We start from the raw sequence: 17,104 nt of genomic DNA, 5'->3' as shown, positions 1-17,104 counted from the left end.
CGCGATCCTCGTGTGGGAGCGGGCTTGCCCCGCGAATGGGCCGCAAAGCGGCCCCAGTACTGGCGACTCAAATCTCAGGCCAGAACGCCCGAATCCCGGCAACGCCTTGTGCGCCGAGTTCCCAAGCGCGCTCACGCTCACCCGGCCCGACCCCACCCAGCAAGAACACCGGCCGGCTGAAGCCCGCAACCAGCCGTTGCGCCTCATCCCAGCCCAGCGGCACGGCCTCAGGATGCGTCTGCGTCGCCTGCACCGGCGACAGGGTGACGAAGTCGACCCCCATCTGTTCCGCCAGCGCCAGCTCTTCTGCACTGTGGCAGGACGCCGCCAACCAACGGTGCTCAGGGAATGGCCGCCCCTTGGCCGCATACTTGCGCAGCTGCGCGGCCGTCAGGTGCCAACCCGCAGATGGGAAATCGCCCAGCCACTCCAGCGGCCCCTTGAGCATCAGTTGGGCCTTGCCGCCACACAAGCCGACCGCATCCACCGCCACGTCGCGGTACTTGGGGTCGTACATGTCCGGCGCACGCAACTGAATCAGGCGTATGCCGCTGGCGACCGCCTTCTGGATGCCCTTGAGCATCTCAGGCACTTCAAGGCCATCGGGGGTGATCAGATACTGGTCCGGCAGGCGCGCGGCGGCGACAATCGGCTTGTTGGCCTCGGGGAAGTCGTACTGCGGCAGTTCGCGTGGTGTTACCCAGGCCAACGGCTGGCCCTCGGCACCATGGGGCTCGCCGGTGAATGCCTCGACCTCGCGAACATCCAGCAACACCTGTTTGTCCGGGTAATCGTGGCTGACCTTGATCAGCGCCCGTGAACGGGTCACTTCGATACCCAGCTCCTCACGAAGCTCGCGGGCCAGCGCCGCTTCGACGCTCTCGCCCTCTTCCACCTTGCCGCCCGGGAATTCCCATAGGCCGCCCTGGTGTTGGGTATCAGCCCGTCGCGCGATAAGAATGCGGCCATCGGCGCCGCGGATCACTGCGGCCACTACATGAATGCGTTTCACCCTGCGCGCTCCGCCAGGCCAGCCTGTTGCCAGGCCTTGAAGGCCGGCCACTGGTAAATGGTCTCGATGTACGTTGCCGCCTCTGCCGGCACCTCAACGCGGTAGGTGCGCAAGCGCACAGCCACCGGGGCGAAGTAGGCGTCAGCGAGAGTCGGCTTGCCGAACAGGAACGGCCCACTGTCTTTGGCTACCAAGCGGCACTCGGACCACAGCGCGACGATACGGTCGATATCGACCTGCACGTCCAGCGGCACGTTCTCCAGGGCTTCATCACGGGCCAGGTCGAACGGCATCGCCCCGCGCAGGGCGAAGAAGCCACTGTGCATCTGCGCGCAGGCCGAACGAGCCTGAGCACGGGCAGCCACGTCGGCAGGCCACAGCTGGGCCTCTGGGTGGCGTTCGTTGAGGTATTCGGCGATGGCCAGCGAGTCGGCGATCACACCGTGCTCGGTCTTGAGCAACGGCACCTTGCCGGTGGCCGAGTAAGCGAGCAGGCGTTGGCGGGTGTCGGGCTGGTTGAGTTTGATCAGGGTTTCTTCGTAGGCAACGCCAGCCAGCTCAAGGGCCAGGGCGCCGCGTAGCGACCAGGAGGAATGCAACTTGTCGCCGATGATCAGGTGGTAGCTCATGGTTCGGCTCCATTTGTCTGGGGTTATGGGGCCGCACGCGGCCCCACATGCATCAGGTGCGGTATTCGGCGTTGATCTTCACGTACTCGTGGGACAGGTCGGTGGTCCAGATGGTTTCGCTGCACGCACCGCGGCCCAGCTCGATGCGGATGGTGATCTCTTCCTGGGCCATTACCGCCGAACCCTGTGCCTCGGTATAGCTAGGGCTACGGCCGCCCTGGCTGGCGATGCAGACGTTGTCCAGGTACACGTCGATCAGGCTGACATCCAGCTCTGGCACGCCGGCACGGCCAACGGCCGCCAGAATGCGGCCCCAGTTGGGGTCGGAGGCGAACAGCGCGGTCTTGATCAGCGGCGAGTGAGCCACGGCGTAACCGACGTCCAGGCATTCCTGGTGGTTACCCCCGCCGTTGACCTGCACGGTGACGAACTTGGTGGCGCCTTCGCCGTCACGGACGATGGCCTGGGCCACGTCCATGCACACTTCGAATACGGCCTTTTTCAGGGCTTCGAACAGCGCACCGCTGGCTTCGGTGACTTCCGGCAGGTTGGCCTTGCCGGTGGCGATCAGCATGCAGCAGTCGTTGGTCGAGGTGTCGCCATCGATGGTGATGCGGTTGAACGACTTGTTGGCGCCATCGAGCATCAGGTCCTTGAGCACTTGGGGTGCGACCTTGGCGTCGGTGGCGATGTAGCCGAGCATGGTGGCCATGTTCGGGCGGATCATGCCGGCGCCTTTGCTGATGCCGGTAACGGTGACGGTCACGCCATCGTGCTGGAACTGGCGGCTGGCACCCTTGGGCAGGGTGTCGGTGGTCATGATGCCGGTGGCGGCTTCAGCCCAGTTGTTTTCCGACAGGTCGTCCAGGGCGGCCTGCAGGGCGCCTTCGATCTTCTCGACTGGCAGCGGCTCGCCGATCACACCGGTGGAAAATGGCAGTACCGACTCGGCCGGCACGCCGGTCAGCTCGGCGAGCTTGGCGCAGGTGCGCTCGGCAGCGGCCAGGCCAGGTGCACCGGTACCGGCGTTGGCGTTGCCGGTGTTGGTCAACAGGTAACGCACAGTGCCCTGAACGCGCTGCTTGGAGAGGATAACCGGAGCGGCGCAAAAGGCGTTGAGGGTGAACACGCCAGCGACGCTGGAGCCTTCGGCACAGCGCATGACCACCACATCCTTGCGCCCAGGGCGCTTGATGCCGGCAGAAGCGATGCCGAGTTCAAAACCCGGAACCGGGTGCAGGGTGGGCAAAGGACCAAGACCAACAGCCATTAGAGCGCTCCTAGATAAAACGGTTAATGTCGAAAAACGGGGGCGCTTTGCGCCCCATCGCGACACAAGGCCGCTCCTACAGGGGCCGCGCCAATCCGTAGACGAGCGCGGTACCTGTAGGAGCGGCCTTGTGTCGCGAAAGGGCCGCAAAGCGGCCCCAGGCTTTTACAAGAGTCAGATCAGATCACTCGATCTGCCCATGGCAATGCTTGAACTTCTTGCCCGAACCGCACCAGCATGGCTCGTTGCGGCCCAGCTTCTGGTCATTGCGCACCGGTGCCGTGGCCACGGCCACTTCGGCGCCCTCTTCACTCAGCTGCTCGCTTTCAAGGCCTGGCGCAGGGGCATGCTGGAACTGCATGCGGCTGGCCAGTTCTTCGGCCTCGCGGCGCAGGCGGGCTTCTTCTTCGATCGGGTCTTCGCGGCGCACCTGAACGTGCGACAGCACGCGGATGGTGTCGCGCTTGATCGACTCGAGCAGCTCCTGGAACAGCGTGAACGACTCGCGCTTGTACTCCTGCTTCGGGTTCTTCTGCGCATAACCGCGCAGGTGAATACCGTGGCGCAGGTGGTCCATGGTCGACAGGTGGTCTTTCCACAGGTCGTCCAGCACACGCAGCAGAATCTGCTTCTCGAAGGTACGCAGGGCGTCGATGCCGGCCTGGTCTTCCTTCTCGGTGTAGGCGCTGGTGATCTCGCTCAGCAGCTTCTCGCGCAGGGTCTCTTCGTAGAGGTGGTCGTCCTCGTCGAGCCATTGCTGGATCGGCAGCTTCATGGCGAAATCGCTCGCCAGCGAGGCCTCCAGGCCGGCCACGTCCCACTGCTCGGGCAGCGATTGCGGCGGGATGTGCTGGCTGATGGTAGCGTCCAGCACTTCCTTGCGGAATTCGGCGATGGTATCGCCAATGTTCTCGGCCGCCAGCAAGCTGTTGCGCATGTGGTAGATCACCTTGCGCTGCTCGTTGGCCACGTCGTCGTATTCGAGCAGCTGCTTGCGGATGTCGAAGTTGCGGCCTTCGACCTTGCGCTGGGCTTTCTCGATGGCGTTGGTGACCATGCGGTGCTCGATCGCCTCGCCGGACTGCATGCCCAGTGCCTTCATGAAGTTCTTCACCCGATCGGAGGCGAAGATGCGCATCAGGCTGTCTTCGAGCGACAGGTAGAAGCGGCTGGAACCTGGGTCACCCTGACGGCCGGAACGGCCACGCAGCTGGTTGTCGATACGGCGCGACTCGTGACGCTCGGAGGCGATCACATGCAGGCCACCCGACTCGATCACCTGCTGGTGGCGCTTCTGCCAGTCGGCCTTGATCTGCGCGATCTGTTCGGCGGTCGGGCTGTCCAGGGCAGCCACTTCGGCTTCCCAGTTACCGCCCAGCAGGATGTCGGTACCACGGCCAGCCATGTTGGTGGCGATGGTCAACGCGCCCGGAGCACCCGCCTGGGCGATGATCTCGGCTTCCTTCTCGTGGTACTTGGCGTTCAGTACCTTGTGCTCGATACCTTCCTTGAGCAGCAGGTTCGACATGTGCTCGGAAGTTTCGATGGTGGCAGTTCCCACCAGTACCGGGCGACCCAGGGTCATGCTTTCTTTGATGTCGGCGATGATCGCAGCGTATTTCTCGTCGGCGGTCAGGTACACCAGGTCGTTGAAGTCCTTGCGCGCCAGCGGCTTGTTCGGCGGGATCACCATCACGTTGAGGCCGTAGATCGACTGGAACTCGAACGCTTCGGTGTCGGCCGTACCGGTCATGCCGGACAGCTTGGTGTAAAGGCGGAAGTAGTTCTGGAAGGTGGTCGAAGCCAGGGTCTGGCTCTCGGCCTGAATGTTCAGGTTCTCTTTCGCTTCGATGGCCTGGTGCAGGCCTTCGGACAGGCGACGGCCGGGCATGGTACGGCCGGTGTGCTCGTCGATCAGCAGGACCTGGCCGTCCTGGACGATGTATTCGACGTTGCGGTGGAACAGCTTGTGCGCGCGCAGCCCAGCGTAGACGTGGGTCAGCAGGCCCAGGTTGTGCGCCGAGTAGAGGCTCTCGCCCTCGGCCAGCAGGCCGGCCTGGGTGAGCATCTCTTCGATGAACTGGTGACCCGCTTCGTTGAGCTCGACCTGGCGGCTCTTCTCGTCGATGGAGAAGTGGCCTTCCTGAGTGACCTGGCCCTCGACTTCCTCGATGTGCTGGGTCAGACGCGGGATCAGACGGTTGATCTCGATGTACAGCTTGGAGCTGTCTTCGGCCTGCCCGGAAATGATCAGCGGAGTACGGGCTTCGTCGATGAGGATCGAGTCGACTTCGTCGATGACCGAGAAGTTGAGTTCACGCTGGAACTTCTCTTCCTGGCTGAACGCCATGTTGTCGCGCAGGTAGTCGAAACCGAATTCGTTGTTGGTGCCGTAGGTGATGTCAGAGGCGTAGGCAGCGCGCTTTTCTTCCGGCGGCTGGAAAGCCGAGACGATGCCCACGGACAGACCGAGGAACTCGTACAAGGGGCGCATCCAGTTGGCGTCACGGCGGGCCAGGTAGTCGTTGACGGTCACCACGTGCACGCCCTTGCCGGACAATGCGTTGAGGTAGACGGCCAAGGTACCGACCAAGGTCTTGCCTTCACCGGTGCGCATTTCTGCGATCATGCCCTCGTGCAGGGTCATGCCGCCGATCAGCTGCACGTCGAAGTGGCGCATGCCCATCACACGCTTGCCGGCCTCACGGGCCACGGCGAAGGCTTCGGGCAGCAGTTGGTCCAGTGTCTCGCCTTTGGCCAAGCGTTCCTTGAACTCTGCGGTCTTGCCCCGCAGTTGCTCATCGGAGAGGGCCACCATCTTCTCTTCGAAGGCATTGACGATAGTCACCGTCTTGAGCATGCGTTTGACTTCACGCTCATTCTTGCTTCCAAAAAGTTTCTTTAACAAAGGCGCAAACATATCGGCAGGATCTTCCACACGTAGGGATGGAGGGCGGCCCCATGAGTCGCCCGTGCAGCCCTAAGGCCGCATGCGAACGAGCATTCTACCCGGAAACGATGGTGAGGAAAGTGGTGGATTTCCACGATGCTGGTACAGCGTTTTGGCAGGGGCGTTTCTTAGATAGGGGCATTTTCCCTGAGTTCAAGGCTGAGAAAGATGAAACGTATCGAGAATAGCTCGTATCCGGTGTTTATCGGCGAAGCGGCCAGTGCAGGCAATCGATAACCCCGCATCTGTTAGACTGCCGATCTTGTAACTTCATACGTACCCGCATGGCCTATAAACCCTCCCCCGCCCAGCTTCCCTCGGCACTGCTGCGCCAGGTCCGTCCGCTGCGCCTGCTGTTGAACCAGGCCGAACGACTGGAACACCTGCAGCGCCTGCTGGAAAGCCAGCTGCAGCCGGCCGCCCGCGAGCATTGCCACGTTGCCTCCTGGCGTGACGGTACCTTGTTGCTGGTGGTGACCGACGGCCACTGGGCCACCCGCCTGCGCTATCAGCAGAAACGCCTGATGCGCGAGTTGCAAGCCATGGAAGCGTTCGGCAACCTGCGGCGCATCCTGTACAAGGTGCAACCGCCGCTGGTACCCGCCAAGCGTGGCGGGCATGCCACCGAGCTGTCGAGCAATGCCGCCGAAAGCCTTCGCGATACCGCCGAGGGTATTACCGACCCCAAGCTGCGCGCCGCGCTGGAACGGCTCGCCAGCCATGCCCGGGATAAAAAGCAGGTATAAAAAAGGCCACCCGAAGGTGGCCTTAATGAACTAGAGAGTGTTCGAACTTACACGGCCGCAACAGGGCGCATGTACGAGATCGGTGCCGTACTGGCATCTTCGAAAGTGACCACTTCCCAGGCATCGGTTTCAGCAATGAGCTTGCGCAGCAGCTGGTTGTTCAGCGCGTGCCCGGACTTGTAGCCCTTGAACTCGCCAATCAGGCTGTTGCCCAGCAGGTAGAGGTCGCCAATGGCGTCGAGAATCTTGTGCTTGACGAATTCGTCTTCATAACGAAGGCCGTCTTCGTTCAGCACGCCAGTCTCATCTACCACGATGGCGTTTTCGACACTGCCGCCCAACGCAAGGTTATGCTTGCGCAGGTACTCGATGTCCCGCATGAAACCGAAGGTGCGGGCACGGCTGACTTCTTTCACGAACGACGTGCTGGAGAAATCCACACTGGCGCTCTGGGTCCGGCCGCTGACGACCGGGTGATCGAAGTCGATCTCGAAGCTCACCTTGAACCCTTCGAAAGGCAGGAAGGTGGCGCGCTTGTCGCCCTCCTCCACTGTCACTTCGCGCAGGATGCGGATGAACTGTTTGGGGGCGTCCTGTTCTTCCAGGCCGGCAGACTGAATCAGGAATACAAAGGGTCCGGCGCTGCCATCCATGATCGGCACTTCCGAGGCGGAGAGCTCGACGTAGGCGTTATCGATGCCCAGGCCCGCCATGGCGGAGAGCAGGTGCTCGACCGTATCGACCTTGACGTCACCGTTGACCAGCGTCGTCGACATGGTTGTCTCGCCGACGTTGGCCGCGCGCGCCGGGATTTCGACCACAGGGTCGAGATCGGCGCGGCGGAAGACGATGCCGGTGTCAACAGGTGCAGGCTTCAGGGTCAGGTATACCTTCTCCCCGGAGTGCAGGCCGACACCTGTGGCACGGATGGTATTCTTCAGGGTGCGTTGTTTAATCATGGCATTGGCCGCTTCAGCGCAAATTGCGAACAGGTATCAACAAAGGCTGAGGATGATAACAGACCCAACCTTTGCTGAATACCAATCACCTTTATACCCCTGATAAATTCCATTAATCAGCCTGACGACGCAGGAAAGCCGGGATATCGAGGTAGTCCAGGTCATCCTGAGGGTTCAGTTTAGCTGCCGCAGCGGCACCTGCATGGGCCTGGTTGCGCATGACAGTCGGGCGCTCCAGGTCACGGTAGTTGACCGCAGGCTGCTCCTGGCGAACCGGTGCCGGGTTGGACGCTTCGTACGCCTGCTGAGCGGTCTGCAGGGTGTTGTCCACCACCTTGACCGGCTTCTCGATGCGCGCGCCCAGGCCAGTGGCGACCACGGTCACGTGCAGCTCATCGCGCATGTCCGGATCGATCACGGTGCCGACCTTGACCATCGCGTGGTCGGAGGCGAAGGCTTCGATGATGCTACCCACGTCGGAGTACTCACCCAGCGACAGGTCAGGGCCGGCGGTGATGTTCACCAGGATGCCACGGGCGCCCTGCAGGTTGACGTCTTCCAGCAACGGGTTGCGGATCGCCGCCTCGGTCGCTTCACGCGCACGGTTCGGGCCGCTGGCGCAGCCAGTACCCATCATGGCCATGCCCATCTCGCCCATCACGGTGCGCACGTCGGCGAAGTCGACGTTGATCATGCCAGGGCGCTTGATGATGTCGGAAATACCGCGCACGGCACCGGCCAGTACGTCGTCAGCCTTGGCGAAGGCGGACAGCAGGCTGGCATCCTTGCCCAGGATGGTCAGCAGCTTCTCGTTGGGGATGGTGATCAGCGAGTCGACGCTCTCGGCCAGCATGCGGATGCCTTCATCGGCGATCTGCATACGTTTGCGGCCTTCGAACGGGAACGGACGGGTCACCACGGCAACGGTGAGGATGCCCATTTCCTTCGCCACTTCGGCGATGATCGGGGCTGCACCGGTACCGGTACCGCCACCCATGCCGGTGGTGATGAACACCATGTTGGTGCCCTGCAGCACCTCGGCAATGCGCTCACGGTCTTCCAGCGCGGCCTGACGGCCGACTTCCGGATTGGCACCCGCACCCAGGCCTTTGGTCACGCCAGTGCCCAATTGCAGGATGGTGCGCGCGCCAATACTTTTCAGCGCCTGGGCATCGGTGTTGGCGCAGATGAATTCCACACCTTCGATGCTGCTCTTGACCATGTGGTTGACGGCGTTGCCGCCACCACCACCTACGCCGATCACCTTGATGACCGGACTTTGCGGGACGTTGTCTACGAGCTCGAACATTTTCCCTCTCCTTACAGTTCTCTAGTTGTCGCGCCTACCACTACTGCTTTGAAACTTAGAAATTGCCCTGGACCCAGCGCTTGAATCGCTCAAGCACTGGAGCCTTCGGTTCATCGCCATAGCTGTTGCTGCTGCTGTTGCTGTTACCGGTCAGGATCAAGTCCTCGGACTGCTTGAGCAGGCCGTAGGTGAGCAGGCCCACACCGGTGGAATAGATCGGGTTGCGCACCACGTCGCTCAGCCCTCGAACGCTGTGCGGTACGCCCAGGCGTACCGGCATGTGGAAGATTTCCTCGGCCAGTTCCACGGCGCCTTCCATTTTCGCGGTGCCGCCGGTGAGGACGATGCCAGCCGGCACCAGGTCCTCGTAGCCGCTGCGGCGCAGTTCGGCCTGGATCAGGGTGAAGAGCTCGTCGTAACGTGGCTCCACCACCTCGGCCAGGGCCTGGCGCGACAGCTCGCGCGGTGGGCGGTCACCCACGCTCGGCACCTTGATGGTTTCGCCGGCGCCGGCCAGCTTGGCCAGGGCGCAGGCGTAGCGGATCTTGATTTCCTCGGCGTACTGGGTCGGTGTACGCAGGGCCATGGCGATGTCGTTGGTGACCTGGTCGCCGGCAATCGGGATGACCGCGGTGTGACGGATCGCACCTTCGGTGAAGATGGCGATATCGGTGGTGCCACCGCCGATGTCCACCAGGCACACGCCGAGCTCTTTTTCGTCGTCGGTCAGTACCGAGTAGGCCGACGCCAGTTGCTCGAGGATGATGTCGTCGATTTCCAGGCCACAACGGCGCACGCACTTCTCGATGTTCTGCGCCGCGTTGACCGCACAGGTGACCACGTGGACCTTGGCTTCCAGGCGCACGCCGGACATGCCCAGTGGCTCGCGCACGCCTTCCTGGTTGTCGATCACGTAGTCCTGCGGCAGGGTGTGCAGCACGCGCTGGTCAGCTGGAATGGCCACGGCCTGGGCAGCGTCGAGCACGCGCTCGAGGTCGGCAACACTGACCTCACGGTCGCGGATGGCGACAATGCCGTGGGAGTTCAGGCTGCGAATGTGGTTGCCGGCCACGCCGACGAACGCCGAGTGGATACGGCAGCCGGCCATCAGCTGCGCTTCTTCCACCGCGCGCTGGATGGACTGCACGGTCGACTCGATGTTCACCACCACGCCTTTTTTAAGGCCGCGGGACGGATGGGTGCCGATCCCGACGATCTCCAGGGTGCCGTCTTCGCCCACTTCGCCCACCAGCGCCACCACCTTGGAGGTGCCAATGTCCAGCCCGACGATCATTTTGCCGCTATGCGCGTTTGCCATGGTCCTGCCTCTCTCTAATTCTTCGCAACGGCGGGTTGGGCCGTCGTCGGTGCAATCGGTTCCCGCCAACCAACGGCAAGTCCGTTGGCGTATCGCAGATCGATGCGGGCGATGTTGGTGATCTGCTCTTTAAGCGTCTTGTCGTAAATGGCAATGAAACGGCGCATCTTCTCCACCAGATGGTCGCGCCCCAATAGCAGCTCGATGCCTGGGCCGGTGCTGCCCGCACCGGTGGTCAGGAACCAGCTGCCGCGCTCGCGCAGCTCCAGGCGAGCGATGGAAAAGCCCATGGGGCGCAGCATCTGGCTCAATACCTGATACTGCTGCATGACTTGCTGCTGAGCACGCTGCGGCCCGAACAGCTGCGGCAGGTGCTCATAGTTGGCCAGTTCGCGCGGGGTGAAGGCCTGGCCCTGGTTGTTGAGCAAGGCCTCGTCACCCCAGCGTGCCACTGGCAGCTGTTCTTCCAGGCGGATCACCACCTCGTCCGGCCACACGCGCCGGACCTCGGCATGGGCGATCCACGGCATCTGCTCGAGCTCCGCACGCATCGCCGGCAGGTCGACGCTGAAGAAGCTCGCCGCCATGAACGGGGCGATACGCTGCTGCACCGCCTGCTGGCTGATGTAGCTGAGGTCGCCCTGCACGGCGATCCGGGTGATCGGCCGGTCGGCATAAGGCATCAGGCGAATGGCGCCTTCATAGGCGCCGAAGCCTGCCGCGACCAGCAGCACCGGCCAGAGCAGGCGCTTGAGTCCACTGAAGTTGGCCTTGGGCAGGCGCGCCGACATGGGCTCGTTGGCCACCATTCGGCTGGCACCGCGCGGCACCGGCTTGCTACGGCCGGTGGCGGGTTGCTGATGACGTAACATCGCGCCTTGCATGGCTGTTAACCTCGCGTCTCGACGCTGGCAGCCAGGATCGCCAGCACCAGTTGCTGGAAGTCCAGGCCGGCCGCGCGGGCCGCCATGGGCACCAGGCTATGATCAGTCATGCCGGGTGCGGTGTTGACTTCGAGCAGCCAGAACCGGCCCTGCTCGTCCTGCATCACGTCCAACCGCCCCCAGCCTTCGATGCCGATGGCATCGCAGGCCCGCGCGGTCAGGTCGATCAGTTCCTGTTCCTTGACACTGTCCAGACCGCACGGAATGCGGTACTGGGTATCGTTGGCGATGTACTTGGCGTCGTAGTCGTAGAACACGTGCGGCGTACCCAGGGCGATTGGCGGCAGCACCTGGCCACGCAGCACCGCGATGGTGAACTCCGGGCCGTGGATCCACTGCTCGACCAGAACCTGGGAATCGTATTTGGCGGCGTCCTGCCAGGCGGCGATCAATTCCTGCTCGCTGTTCACCTTGGCCATGCCGATGCTAGAGCCTTCATGGGCAGGTTTGACGATAAGCGGGAAGCCCAGTTCCGTACTGGCCACCACACAATCGTTTTCGCTGGCCAAAACCGCGTGGCGCGGGGTCGGAATACCCAGGCTCTGCCACACCTGCTTGGTGCGCAGCTTGTCCATGGCCAGGGCCGAAGCGAGGATGCCGCTGCCGGTGTAAGGGATGCCCAGGCACTCGAGCAGACCCTGCATGCTGCCGTCCTCACCGCCACGGCCGTGGAGGATAATGAACGCGCGGTCGATCTTCTCGCGTTGCAGGCGGTCGAGCAGGTCGTCGCCCACATCGATGGCGACCACGTCGACACCGGCGCTGGTCAAGGCCTCGATCACGGCGGCGCCGGACTTGAGCGAGACTTCACGCTCGGCGCTCTTGCCGCCGTAGAGCACGGCGACGCGGCCGAACGCCTTGACGTCCAGGGACGAGTGCAGTGTGTCGTAGGCGCTGGTCATTTCGACTTCTCCTGCTTGGCGCCAGCGAACAGCGGGCTTTTCATCAATTGCGGGGCAAGGCCACCGACATCACCGGCGCCCTGGCAAAGCAGGATGTCGCCCGCGCGCAGCAGTGGCTGCACCAGCGGGGCGAGCTCTGCGCCACGCTCGATGTAGATCGGGTCCAGCTTGCCGCGCTGACGGATGCTGTGGCACAGCTGACGGCTGTCCGCCCCGGGGATCGGCTCTTCGCCGGCCGGGTAGACTTCCATCAACAGCAACACGTTGGCGTCGCCCAGTACCTGCACGAAGTCGTCGTAAAGGTCGCGGGTGCGGCTATAACGGTGCGGCTGGTAGACGATGACCAGGCGACGGCTCGGCCAGCCACCGCGCACGGCCTTGATGACAGCGGCGACTTCGGTCGGGTGGTGGCCGTAGTCGTCGACCAGCATCACGCTGCCGCCGTCGACCGGCAGCTCGCCGTAGACCTGGAAGCGTCGGCCGACACCCTGGAAGCCGGACAGCCCCTGGATGATGGCCTCGTCGCTGATGCCTTCGTCCGTGGCGATGGCAATGGTTGCCAGGGCATTGAGCACGTTGTGGTTGCCGGGCATGTTCACCGACACCTCCAGCGGCTCGCAGTCACGGCGCAGCACGGTGAAGTGCGTCTGCATACCCTGCTGGCGCACGTTGATGGCGCGGATATCCGCCTCTTCGCTGAAGCCGTAGGTGACCGTCGGGCGTTTGACCTGCGGCAGGATCTCGCGCACCACCGGGTCATCCAGGCACATTACCGCCAAACCGTAGAACGGCAGGTTGTGCAGGAACTCGACGAAGGTTTTCTTCAGTTTGTTGAAGTCGCCTTCGTAAGTCGCCATGTGGTCGGCGTCGATGTTGGTGACCACGGCGACCATCGGCTGCAGGTGCAGGAAGCTGGCGTCGCTCTCGTCCGCTTCGGCGATCAGGTAGCGGCTGGTGCCCAGCTGGGCATTGGTACCGGCCGCGGTCAGGCGCCCACCGATGACGAAGGTCGGGTCCAGGCCACCGGCGGCGAACACCGAGGCCAGCAGGCTGGTGGTGGTGGTCTTGCCGTGGGTACCGGCGACCGCAACGCCGTGGCGGTAGCGCATCAGCTCGGCAAGCATCTCGGCACGCGGCACCACCGGAATACGCCGCTCGAGGGCGGTGGCGACTTCCGGGTTGGCCGGGTTGATCGCGCTGGACACTACCAGCACATCGGCGGCGACTGCGTTCTCGGCACGGTGGCCAACGAAGATCTCGGCGCCAAACGACTCCAGGCGCTCGGTGACCGGCGACGCCTTGAGGTCGGAGCCGGACACCTCATAGCCCAGGTTCAGCAGCACTTCGGCGATGCCGCACATACCGACGCCGCCGATACCGACGAAGTGAATACGGCGGATACGGCCCATCTTCGGCTGGGGAATGGCTTTCTGGCTTTCAACCATGGGCCACCTCCAGGCAGATATCGACCACGGTGCTGGTTGCAGCAGGTTTGGCCAGGCGCCGTGCGGTGCCAGCCATGGTGTTGAGTTTCTCGGGTTGCATCAGCACCTCGTTCAGGCGTTCAGCGAGCTGCGCTGCGCCAGTTGTCGCTTGTGGCATCAGGAAGGCCGCGCCCTCCCGAGCCAGATATTGGGCGTTGTAGGTCTGGTGGTCGTCGATCGCATGGGGCAGCGGCACCAGCATCGAAGGCAGGCCTGCCGCCGCGAGTTCGCTGACGGTCAGGGCACCGGCCCGGCATACCACCATGTCGGCCCAGCCATAGGCTTGGGCCATGTCCGTGATGAAAGGCTCTACCTGAGCCTCGACGCCGACCTCGTGATAACGCTCGGCGGTGATCGGCGCGTGTTGCTTGCCAGCCTGGTGGAACACCTCTGGCCGCAGCGCCGCAGACACTTCGGACAGGGCCTTAGGCAACAATTTGTTCAATGGTTCCGCACCCAGGCTGCCGCCCATTACCAACAGGCGAGCACGGCGCTCGGAAAGGGGCGCACGTTGTGCATCCATGAACAACTCTGTGCGTACCGGATTGCCGGTGGTACGCAGCTTGTCATTGGCCTGGAACGTGCCCGGGAAAGCTTCGCAGACCCGCGCCGAGAGTGGCACCAGCAGCCGATTGGCGGTACCCGCACGGGCGTTCTGCTCGTGGATCACCAGCGGCACACCGCACAGCCGCGCGGCCACACCGCCGGGCCCGGTCACATAGCCGCCGAAGCCCAGCACACACACCGGCTTGAGCTGACGAATGATGCGCCGTGCCTGCAGCACGGCCTTGACCAGGGTGAACGGCGCCTTGAGCAACGACAGCTTGCCCTTGCCGCGCAGGCCGCTGACCTGGATCAGGTGCAACGGCAGACCGGCCTGGGGCACCACTTCGTTCTCGATGCCTTTCGGCGTGCCCAGCCAGTGCACGCTGTAACCGCGTGCCTGGAACTCGCGAGCGCAGGCCAGGGCCGGGAACACGTGGCCCCCGGTGCCGCCTGCCATGATCAGTACGTTCTTGCCGTCAGCGGCCATGACTGGTCTCCTCGGCAAAATCGCTTTCGTTGAATTCGTGTTCCTCGCTGCCCAGGTGCGTGCGGCTCTCCCACTCGATACGCAGCAGCAACCCCACGCAGGCACAGCAGATCACCAGCGAGCTGCCCCCGTAGCTGAGGAACGGCAAGGTCAGGCCCTTGGTCGGCAGCAGGCCGACGTTCACCCCGATGTTGATCAGGAACTGGCCGATCCACAGGAAGGCCAGGCCGAACGCCATGTAGGCGGCAAAGAACTGCTTGGCCTTTTCAGCCCACAGGCCGATGTACAGGGCACGCACGGTGACGAAGACGAACAGCGCGATGGTGACCAGCGAGCCGACCACGCCGAGCTCTTCGGCCAGCACCGAGAACACGAAGTCGGTGTGCGCCTCGGGCAGGTAGAACTGCTTCTGCACGCTGTTGCCCAGGCCAACGCCCAGCCACTCGCCGCGACCAAAGGCAATCAGCGCCTGGGTCAGCTGGTAGCCCGAGCCGAACTGGTCGGACCATGGGTCGGTAAAGGTGATCAGGCGCGCCATTCGATACGGCTGCGCCTGCACCAGGACAAACACCGCGACCACCGCCAGCACCACCATCAGGCTGAAGCGGAACAACCCCACCCCGCCGAGGAACAGCATGGCCGCCGCAGCGCCCATCATCACCACGGTGGCGCCGAAGTCTGGCTCCATCAGCAGCAGGCCGGCCATTGGCAGCAGCACGATGAAAGGTTTGAAGAAGCCCATCCAGCTCTCGCGCACTTCGGTCTGCCGGCGCACCAGGTAGCCGGCCAGGTAGATGACCACGAAGACCTTGGCAATTTCCGAAGGCTGGACGTTGAAGAAGCTGAAGCCGATCCAGCGCATGGAACCGTTCACTTCGCGGCCGATGCCGGGCACCAGCACCAGCACCAGCAAGCCGAAGGCGCCCAGCAGCATCATGAAGCCCATGCGCTGCCAGGTGGCGATCGGTACCAGCATGGTGGCGCCGCAGGCGAACAGGCCGATGGCCACGTACACCAGGTGGCGGAACATGTGGTAAAGCGGGTTGCCCGACTGCACCGCAGCCACTTCCGAAGAGGCCGAGGTGATCATCACCAGGCCCAAGCCCAGCAATGCCAGGCAACCGGCGAGCATCGCGAAGTCGAGGTCGATGCCACGGCCGCTGATCAGCGGCGACGGGTACGGCTTGAAGATGCCCAGGATCATGCCAGCCCTCCCGCCGCTTGGGCGAACAGCCGCCCGCGTTCTTCAAAGTTCTTGAACATGTCGAGGCTGGCGCAGGCTGGCGACAACAGCACCGCATCGCCCGGCTGAGCCAAGGCGGCGCACTGCTCGACGGCCTCATCCAGGGTCTTGACCCGGACCTGCTGCACACCTTCACCCAGTGTTTCGGCCAGGCGCTCGGCATCACGGCCCAGCAGCACCACTGCACGGCAGAAGCGCGCCACCGGTGCACGCAGCGCTGCGAAATCGGCACCTTTGCCGTCGCCGCCGGCAATCAGCACCAGCTTGCCGGTGATGTCCGCGCCCAGGCCTTCGATGGCGGCCAGCGCGGCCCCCACGTTGGTGGCCTTGGAATCGTCGTACCAGTTGACGCCATTGCGCTCGCGAACCCACTGGCAACGATGGGCCAGGCCACCAAATTCACGCAGGGCTTCGAGCATCGGCGCAAACGGCAAGCCGGCCGCATGGCCGAGGGCCAGGGCTGCGAGGGCATTGCTCTGGTTGTGCGCGCCACGCACTTTCAGTTCGCGAACCGGCATCAGGTTCTGGAATTCGAAGGCCAGGTACTTCTCGCCATCAACCTCGCGCAGGCCAAAGGCCTTGAAGTCGGGCGGGTTCAGACCAAAGCTCCAGCACGGCCGGCCTTCCACCGGCAATGGCCGGCTCAGGGCGTCCTGGCGGTTCACCACAACCTGGTGGGCGCCCCGGAAGATCCGGTGCTTGGCCAGGTGATAGGCCGGCAGGCCGCTGTAGCGGTCCATGTGGTCTTCGCTGACGTTCAGCACGGTGGCCACTTCGGCATTGAGCTGGTCGGTGGTTTCCAGCTGGAAGCTGGACAGCTCCAGCACATACAGCTCCACCTCATCCCCGAGCAAGTCGAGGGCCGGCGTACCGAGGTTGCCGCCAACGGCCACACGCTTGCCCGCCTTGGCAGCCATTTCACCGACCAAGGTGGTGACGGTGCTTTTGGCGTTGGAGCCGCTGATGGCGATGATCGGCGCCTTGGCATGGCGGGCGAACAGCTCGATGTCACCCGACAGGGCCACACCGCGCGCCGCGGCCTGCTGCAGCGCCGGGGTAGACAACGCCAGGCCCGGGCTCACGTACAGCTCATTGGCGCGGCAGAGGAAGTCCACGTCCAGCTCGCCACAGCGCACTTCCACCTGCGGGTAATCACGGCGCAGGGTGTCCAGTTCCGGCGGTTGCTCGCGGGTGTCGGCGACCGCAAAGGCAATGCCCCGGCTCGCCAGGAAGCGAACCAGGGACATGCCGCTCTTGCCGAGGCCGACAACGATGCGGAATTGGTCGGAAGCGATCAGTGACACG

General features: G+C 63.6%; 14 protein-coding genes. 1 reads left to right on the top strand and 13 read right to left on the bottom strand.

Annotation, left to right across the window (positions count from 1 at the left end; translation table 11 throughout):
* Positions 1–67: 67 nt before the first annotated feature.
* From DJ563_RS25785 to secA, 4 genes are all read right to left on the bottom strand, one after another.
* Positions 68–1,012 (bottom strand): Nudix family hydrolase, encoded by a 945-nt coding sequence (locus DJ563_RS25785; protein ID WP_274100353.1) that lies wholly within the window; start codon positions 1,010–1,012, stop codon positions 68–70.
* The gene (locus DJ563_RS25780; protein ID WP_033702823.1) at positions 1,009–1,641 is read right to left on the bottom strand and encodes a glutathione S-transferase family protein; all 633 of its coding nucleotides are present in this window, start codon (positions 1,639–1,641) and stop codon (positions 1,009–1,011) included. Before DJ563_RS25780 ends, DJ563_RS25785 begins: the two co-directional genes overlap by 4 nt.
* 52 nt (positions 1,642–1,693) lie before the next feature.
* Positions 1,694–2,911 carry a bifunctional glutamate N-acetyltransferase/amino-acid acetyltransferase ArgJ gene (argJ, locus tag DJ563_RS25775; RefSeq protein WP_261872400.1) on the bottom strand — a complete coding sequence of 406 codons (1,218 nt, stop codon included), beginning with the start codon at positions 2,909–2,911 and terminating at the stop codon, positions 1,694–1,696.
* A gap of 184 nt (positions 2,912–3,095) precedes the next feature.
* Positions 3,096–5,831 (bottom strand): preprotein translocase subunit SecA, encoded by a 2,736-nt coding sequence (secA, locus tag DJ563_RS25770; RefSeq protein ID WP_033702825.1) that lies wholly within the window; start codon positions 5,829–5,831, stop codon positions 3,096–3,098.
* Positions 5,832–6,145: 314 nt separating this feature from the next.
* On the opposite strand from secA, the gene DJ563_RS25765 reads away from it, so the two are divergent.
* Positions 6,146–6,607, top strand: coding sequence for a DUF721 domain-containing protein (locus tag DJ563_RS25765; RefSeq protein WP_434518553.1), 462 nt, complete (start codon positions 6,146–6,148; stop codon positions 6,605–6,607).
* Positions 6,608–6,654: 47 nt separating this feature from the next.
* Here DJ563_RS25765 and lpxC read toward each other — a convergent pair whose 3' ends face one another.
* From lpxC to murD, 9 genes are all read right to left on the bottom strand, one after another.
* On the bottom strand, positions 6,655–7,566 hold the full coding sequence (lpxC, locus tag DJ563_RS25760) for a UDP-3-O-acyl-N-acetylglucosamine deacetylase (RefSeq protein ID WP_033702829.1): 912 nt from the start codon (positions 7,564–7,566) through the stop codon (positions 6,655–6,657).
* 112 nt (positions 7,567–7,678) lie between these two features.
* Positions 7,679–8,875 (bottom strand): cell division protein FtsZ, encoded by a 1,197-nt coding sequence (gene ftsZ, locus DJ563_RS25755; protein ID WP_016488958.1) that lies wholly within the window; start codon positions 8,873–8,875, stop codon positions 7,679–7,681.
* 55 nt (positions 8,876–8,930) lie between these two features.
* On the bottom strand, positions 8,931–10,193 hold the full coding sequence (ftsA, locus tag DJ563_RS25750) for a cell division protein FtsA (protein ID WP_033702830.1): 1,263 nt from the start codon (positions 10,191–10,193) through the stop codon (positions 8,931–8,933).
* A gap of 14 nt (positions 10,194–10,207) precedes the next feature.
* Complete coding sequence (locus tag DJ563_RS25745) at positions 10,208–11,077, bottom strand: cell division protein FtsQ/DivIB (protein ID WP_033702831.1); 870 nt, start codon at positions 11,075–11,077, stop codon at positions 10,208–10,210.
* 5 nt (positions 11,078–11,082) lie between these two features.
* Complete coding sequence (locus DJ563_RS25740) at positions 11,083–12,039, bottom strand: D-alanine--D-alanine ligase (protein ID WP_274098475.1); 957 nt, start codon at positions 12,037–12,039, stop codon at positions 11,083–11,085.
* On the bottom strand, positions 12,036–13,484 hold the full coding sequence (murC, locus tag DJ563_RS25735) for a UDP-N-acetylmuramate--L-alanine ligase (protein ID WP_274098474.1): 1,449 nt from the start codon (positions 13,482–13,484) through the stop codon (positions 12,036–12,038). The genes DJ563_RS25740 and murC overlap by 4 nt, the downstream gene beginning before the upstream one ends.
* Positions 13,477–14,556, bottom strand: a complete 1,080-nt coding sequence (gene murG / locus DJ563_RS25730) for an undecaprenyldiphospho-muramoylpentapeptide beta-N-acetylglucosaminyltransferase (protein WP_434518552.1) — start codon at positions 14,554–14,556, stop codon at positions 13,477–13,479. Before murG ends, murC begins: the two co-directional genes overlap by 8 nt.
* Positions 14,546–15,760, bottom strand: a complete 1,215-nt coding sequence (ftsW, locus tag DJ563_RS25725; protein WP_033702835.1) for a putative lipid II flippase FtsW — start codon at positions 15,758–15,760, stop codon at positions 14,546–14,548. Before ftsW ends, murG begins: the two co-directional genes overlap by 11 nt.
* Positions 15,757–17,103, bottom strand: coding sequence for a UDP-N-acetylmuramoyl-L-alanine--D-glutamate ligase (gene murD / locus DJ563_RS25720; RefSeq protein WP_033703003.1), 1,347 nt, complete (start codon positions 17,101–17,103; stop codon positions 15,757–15,759). Before murD ends, ftsW begins: the two co-directional genes overlap by 4 nt.
* Between the last annotated feature and the right edge of the window lies 1 nt (position 17,104).

The sequence above is a fragment of the Pseudomonas sp. NFX1 genome, from assembly GCF_051123555.1.
GTDB lineage: Bacteria > Pseudomonadota > Gammaproteobacteria > Pseudomonadales > Pseudomonadaceae > Aquipseudomonas > Aquipseudomonas capeferrum.
This window is presented reverse-complemented; position numbering and strand designations above follow the sequence as displayed.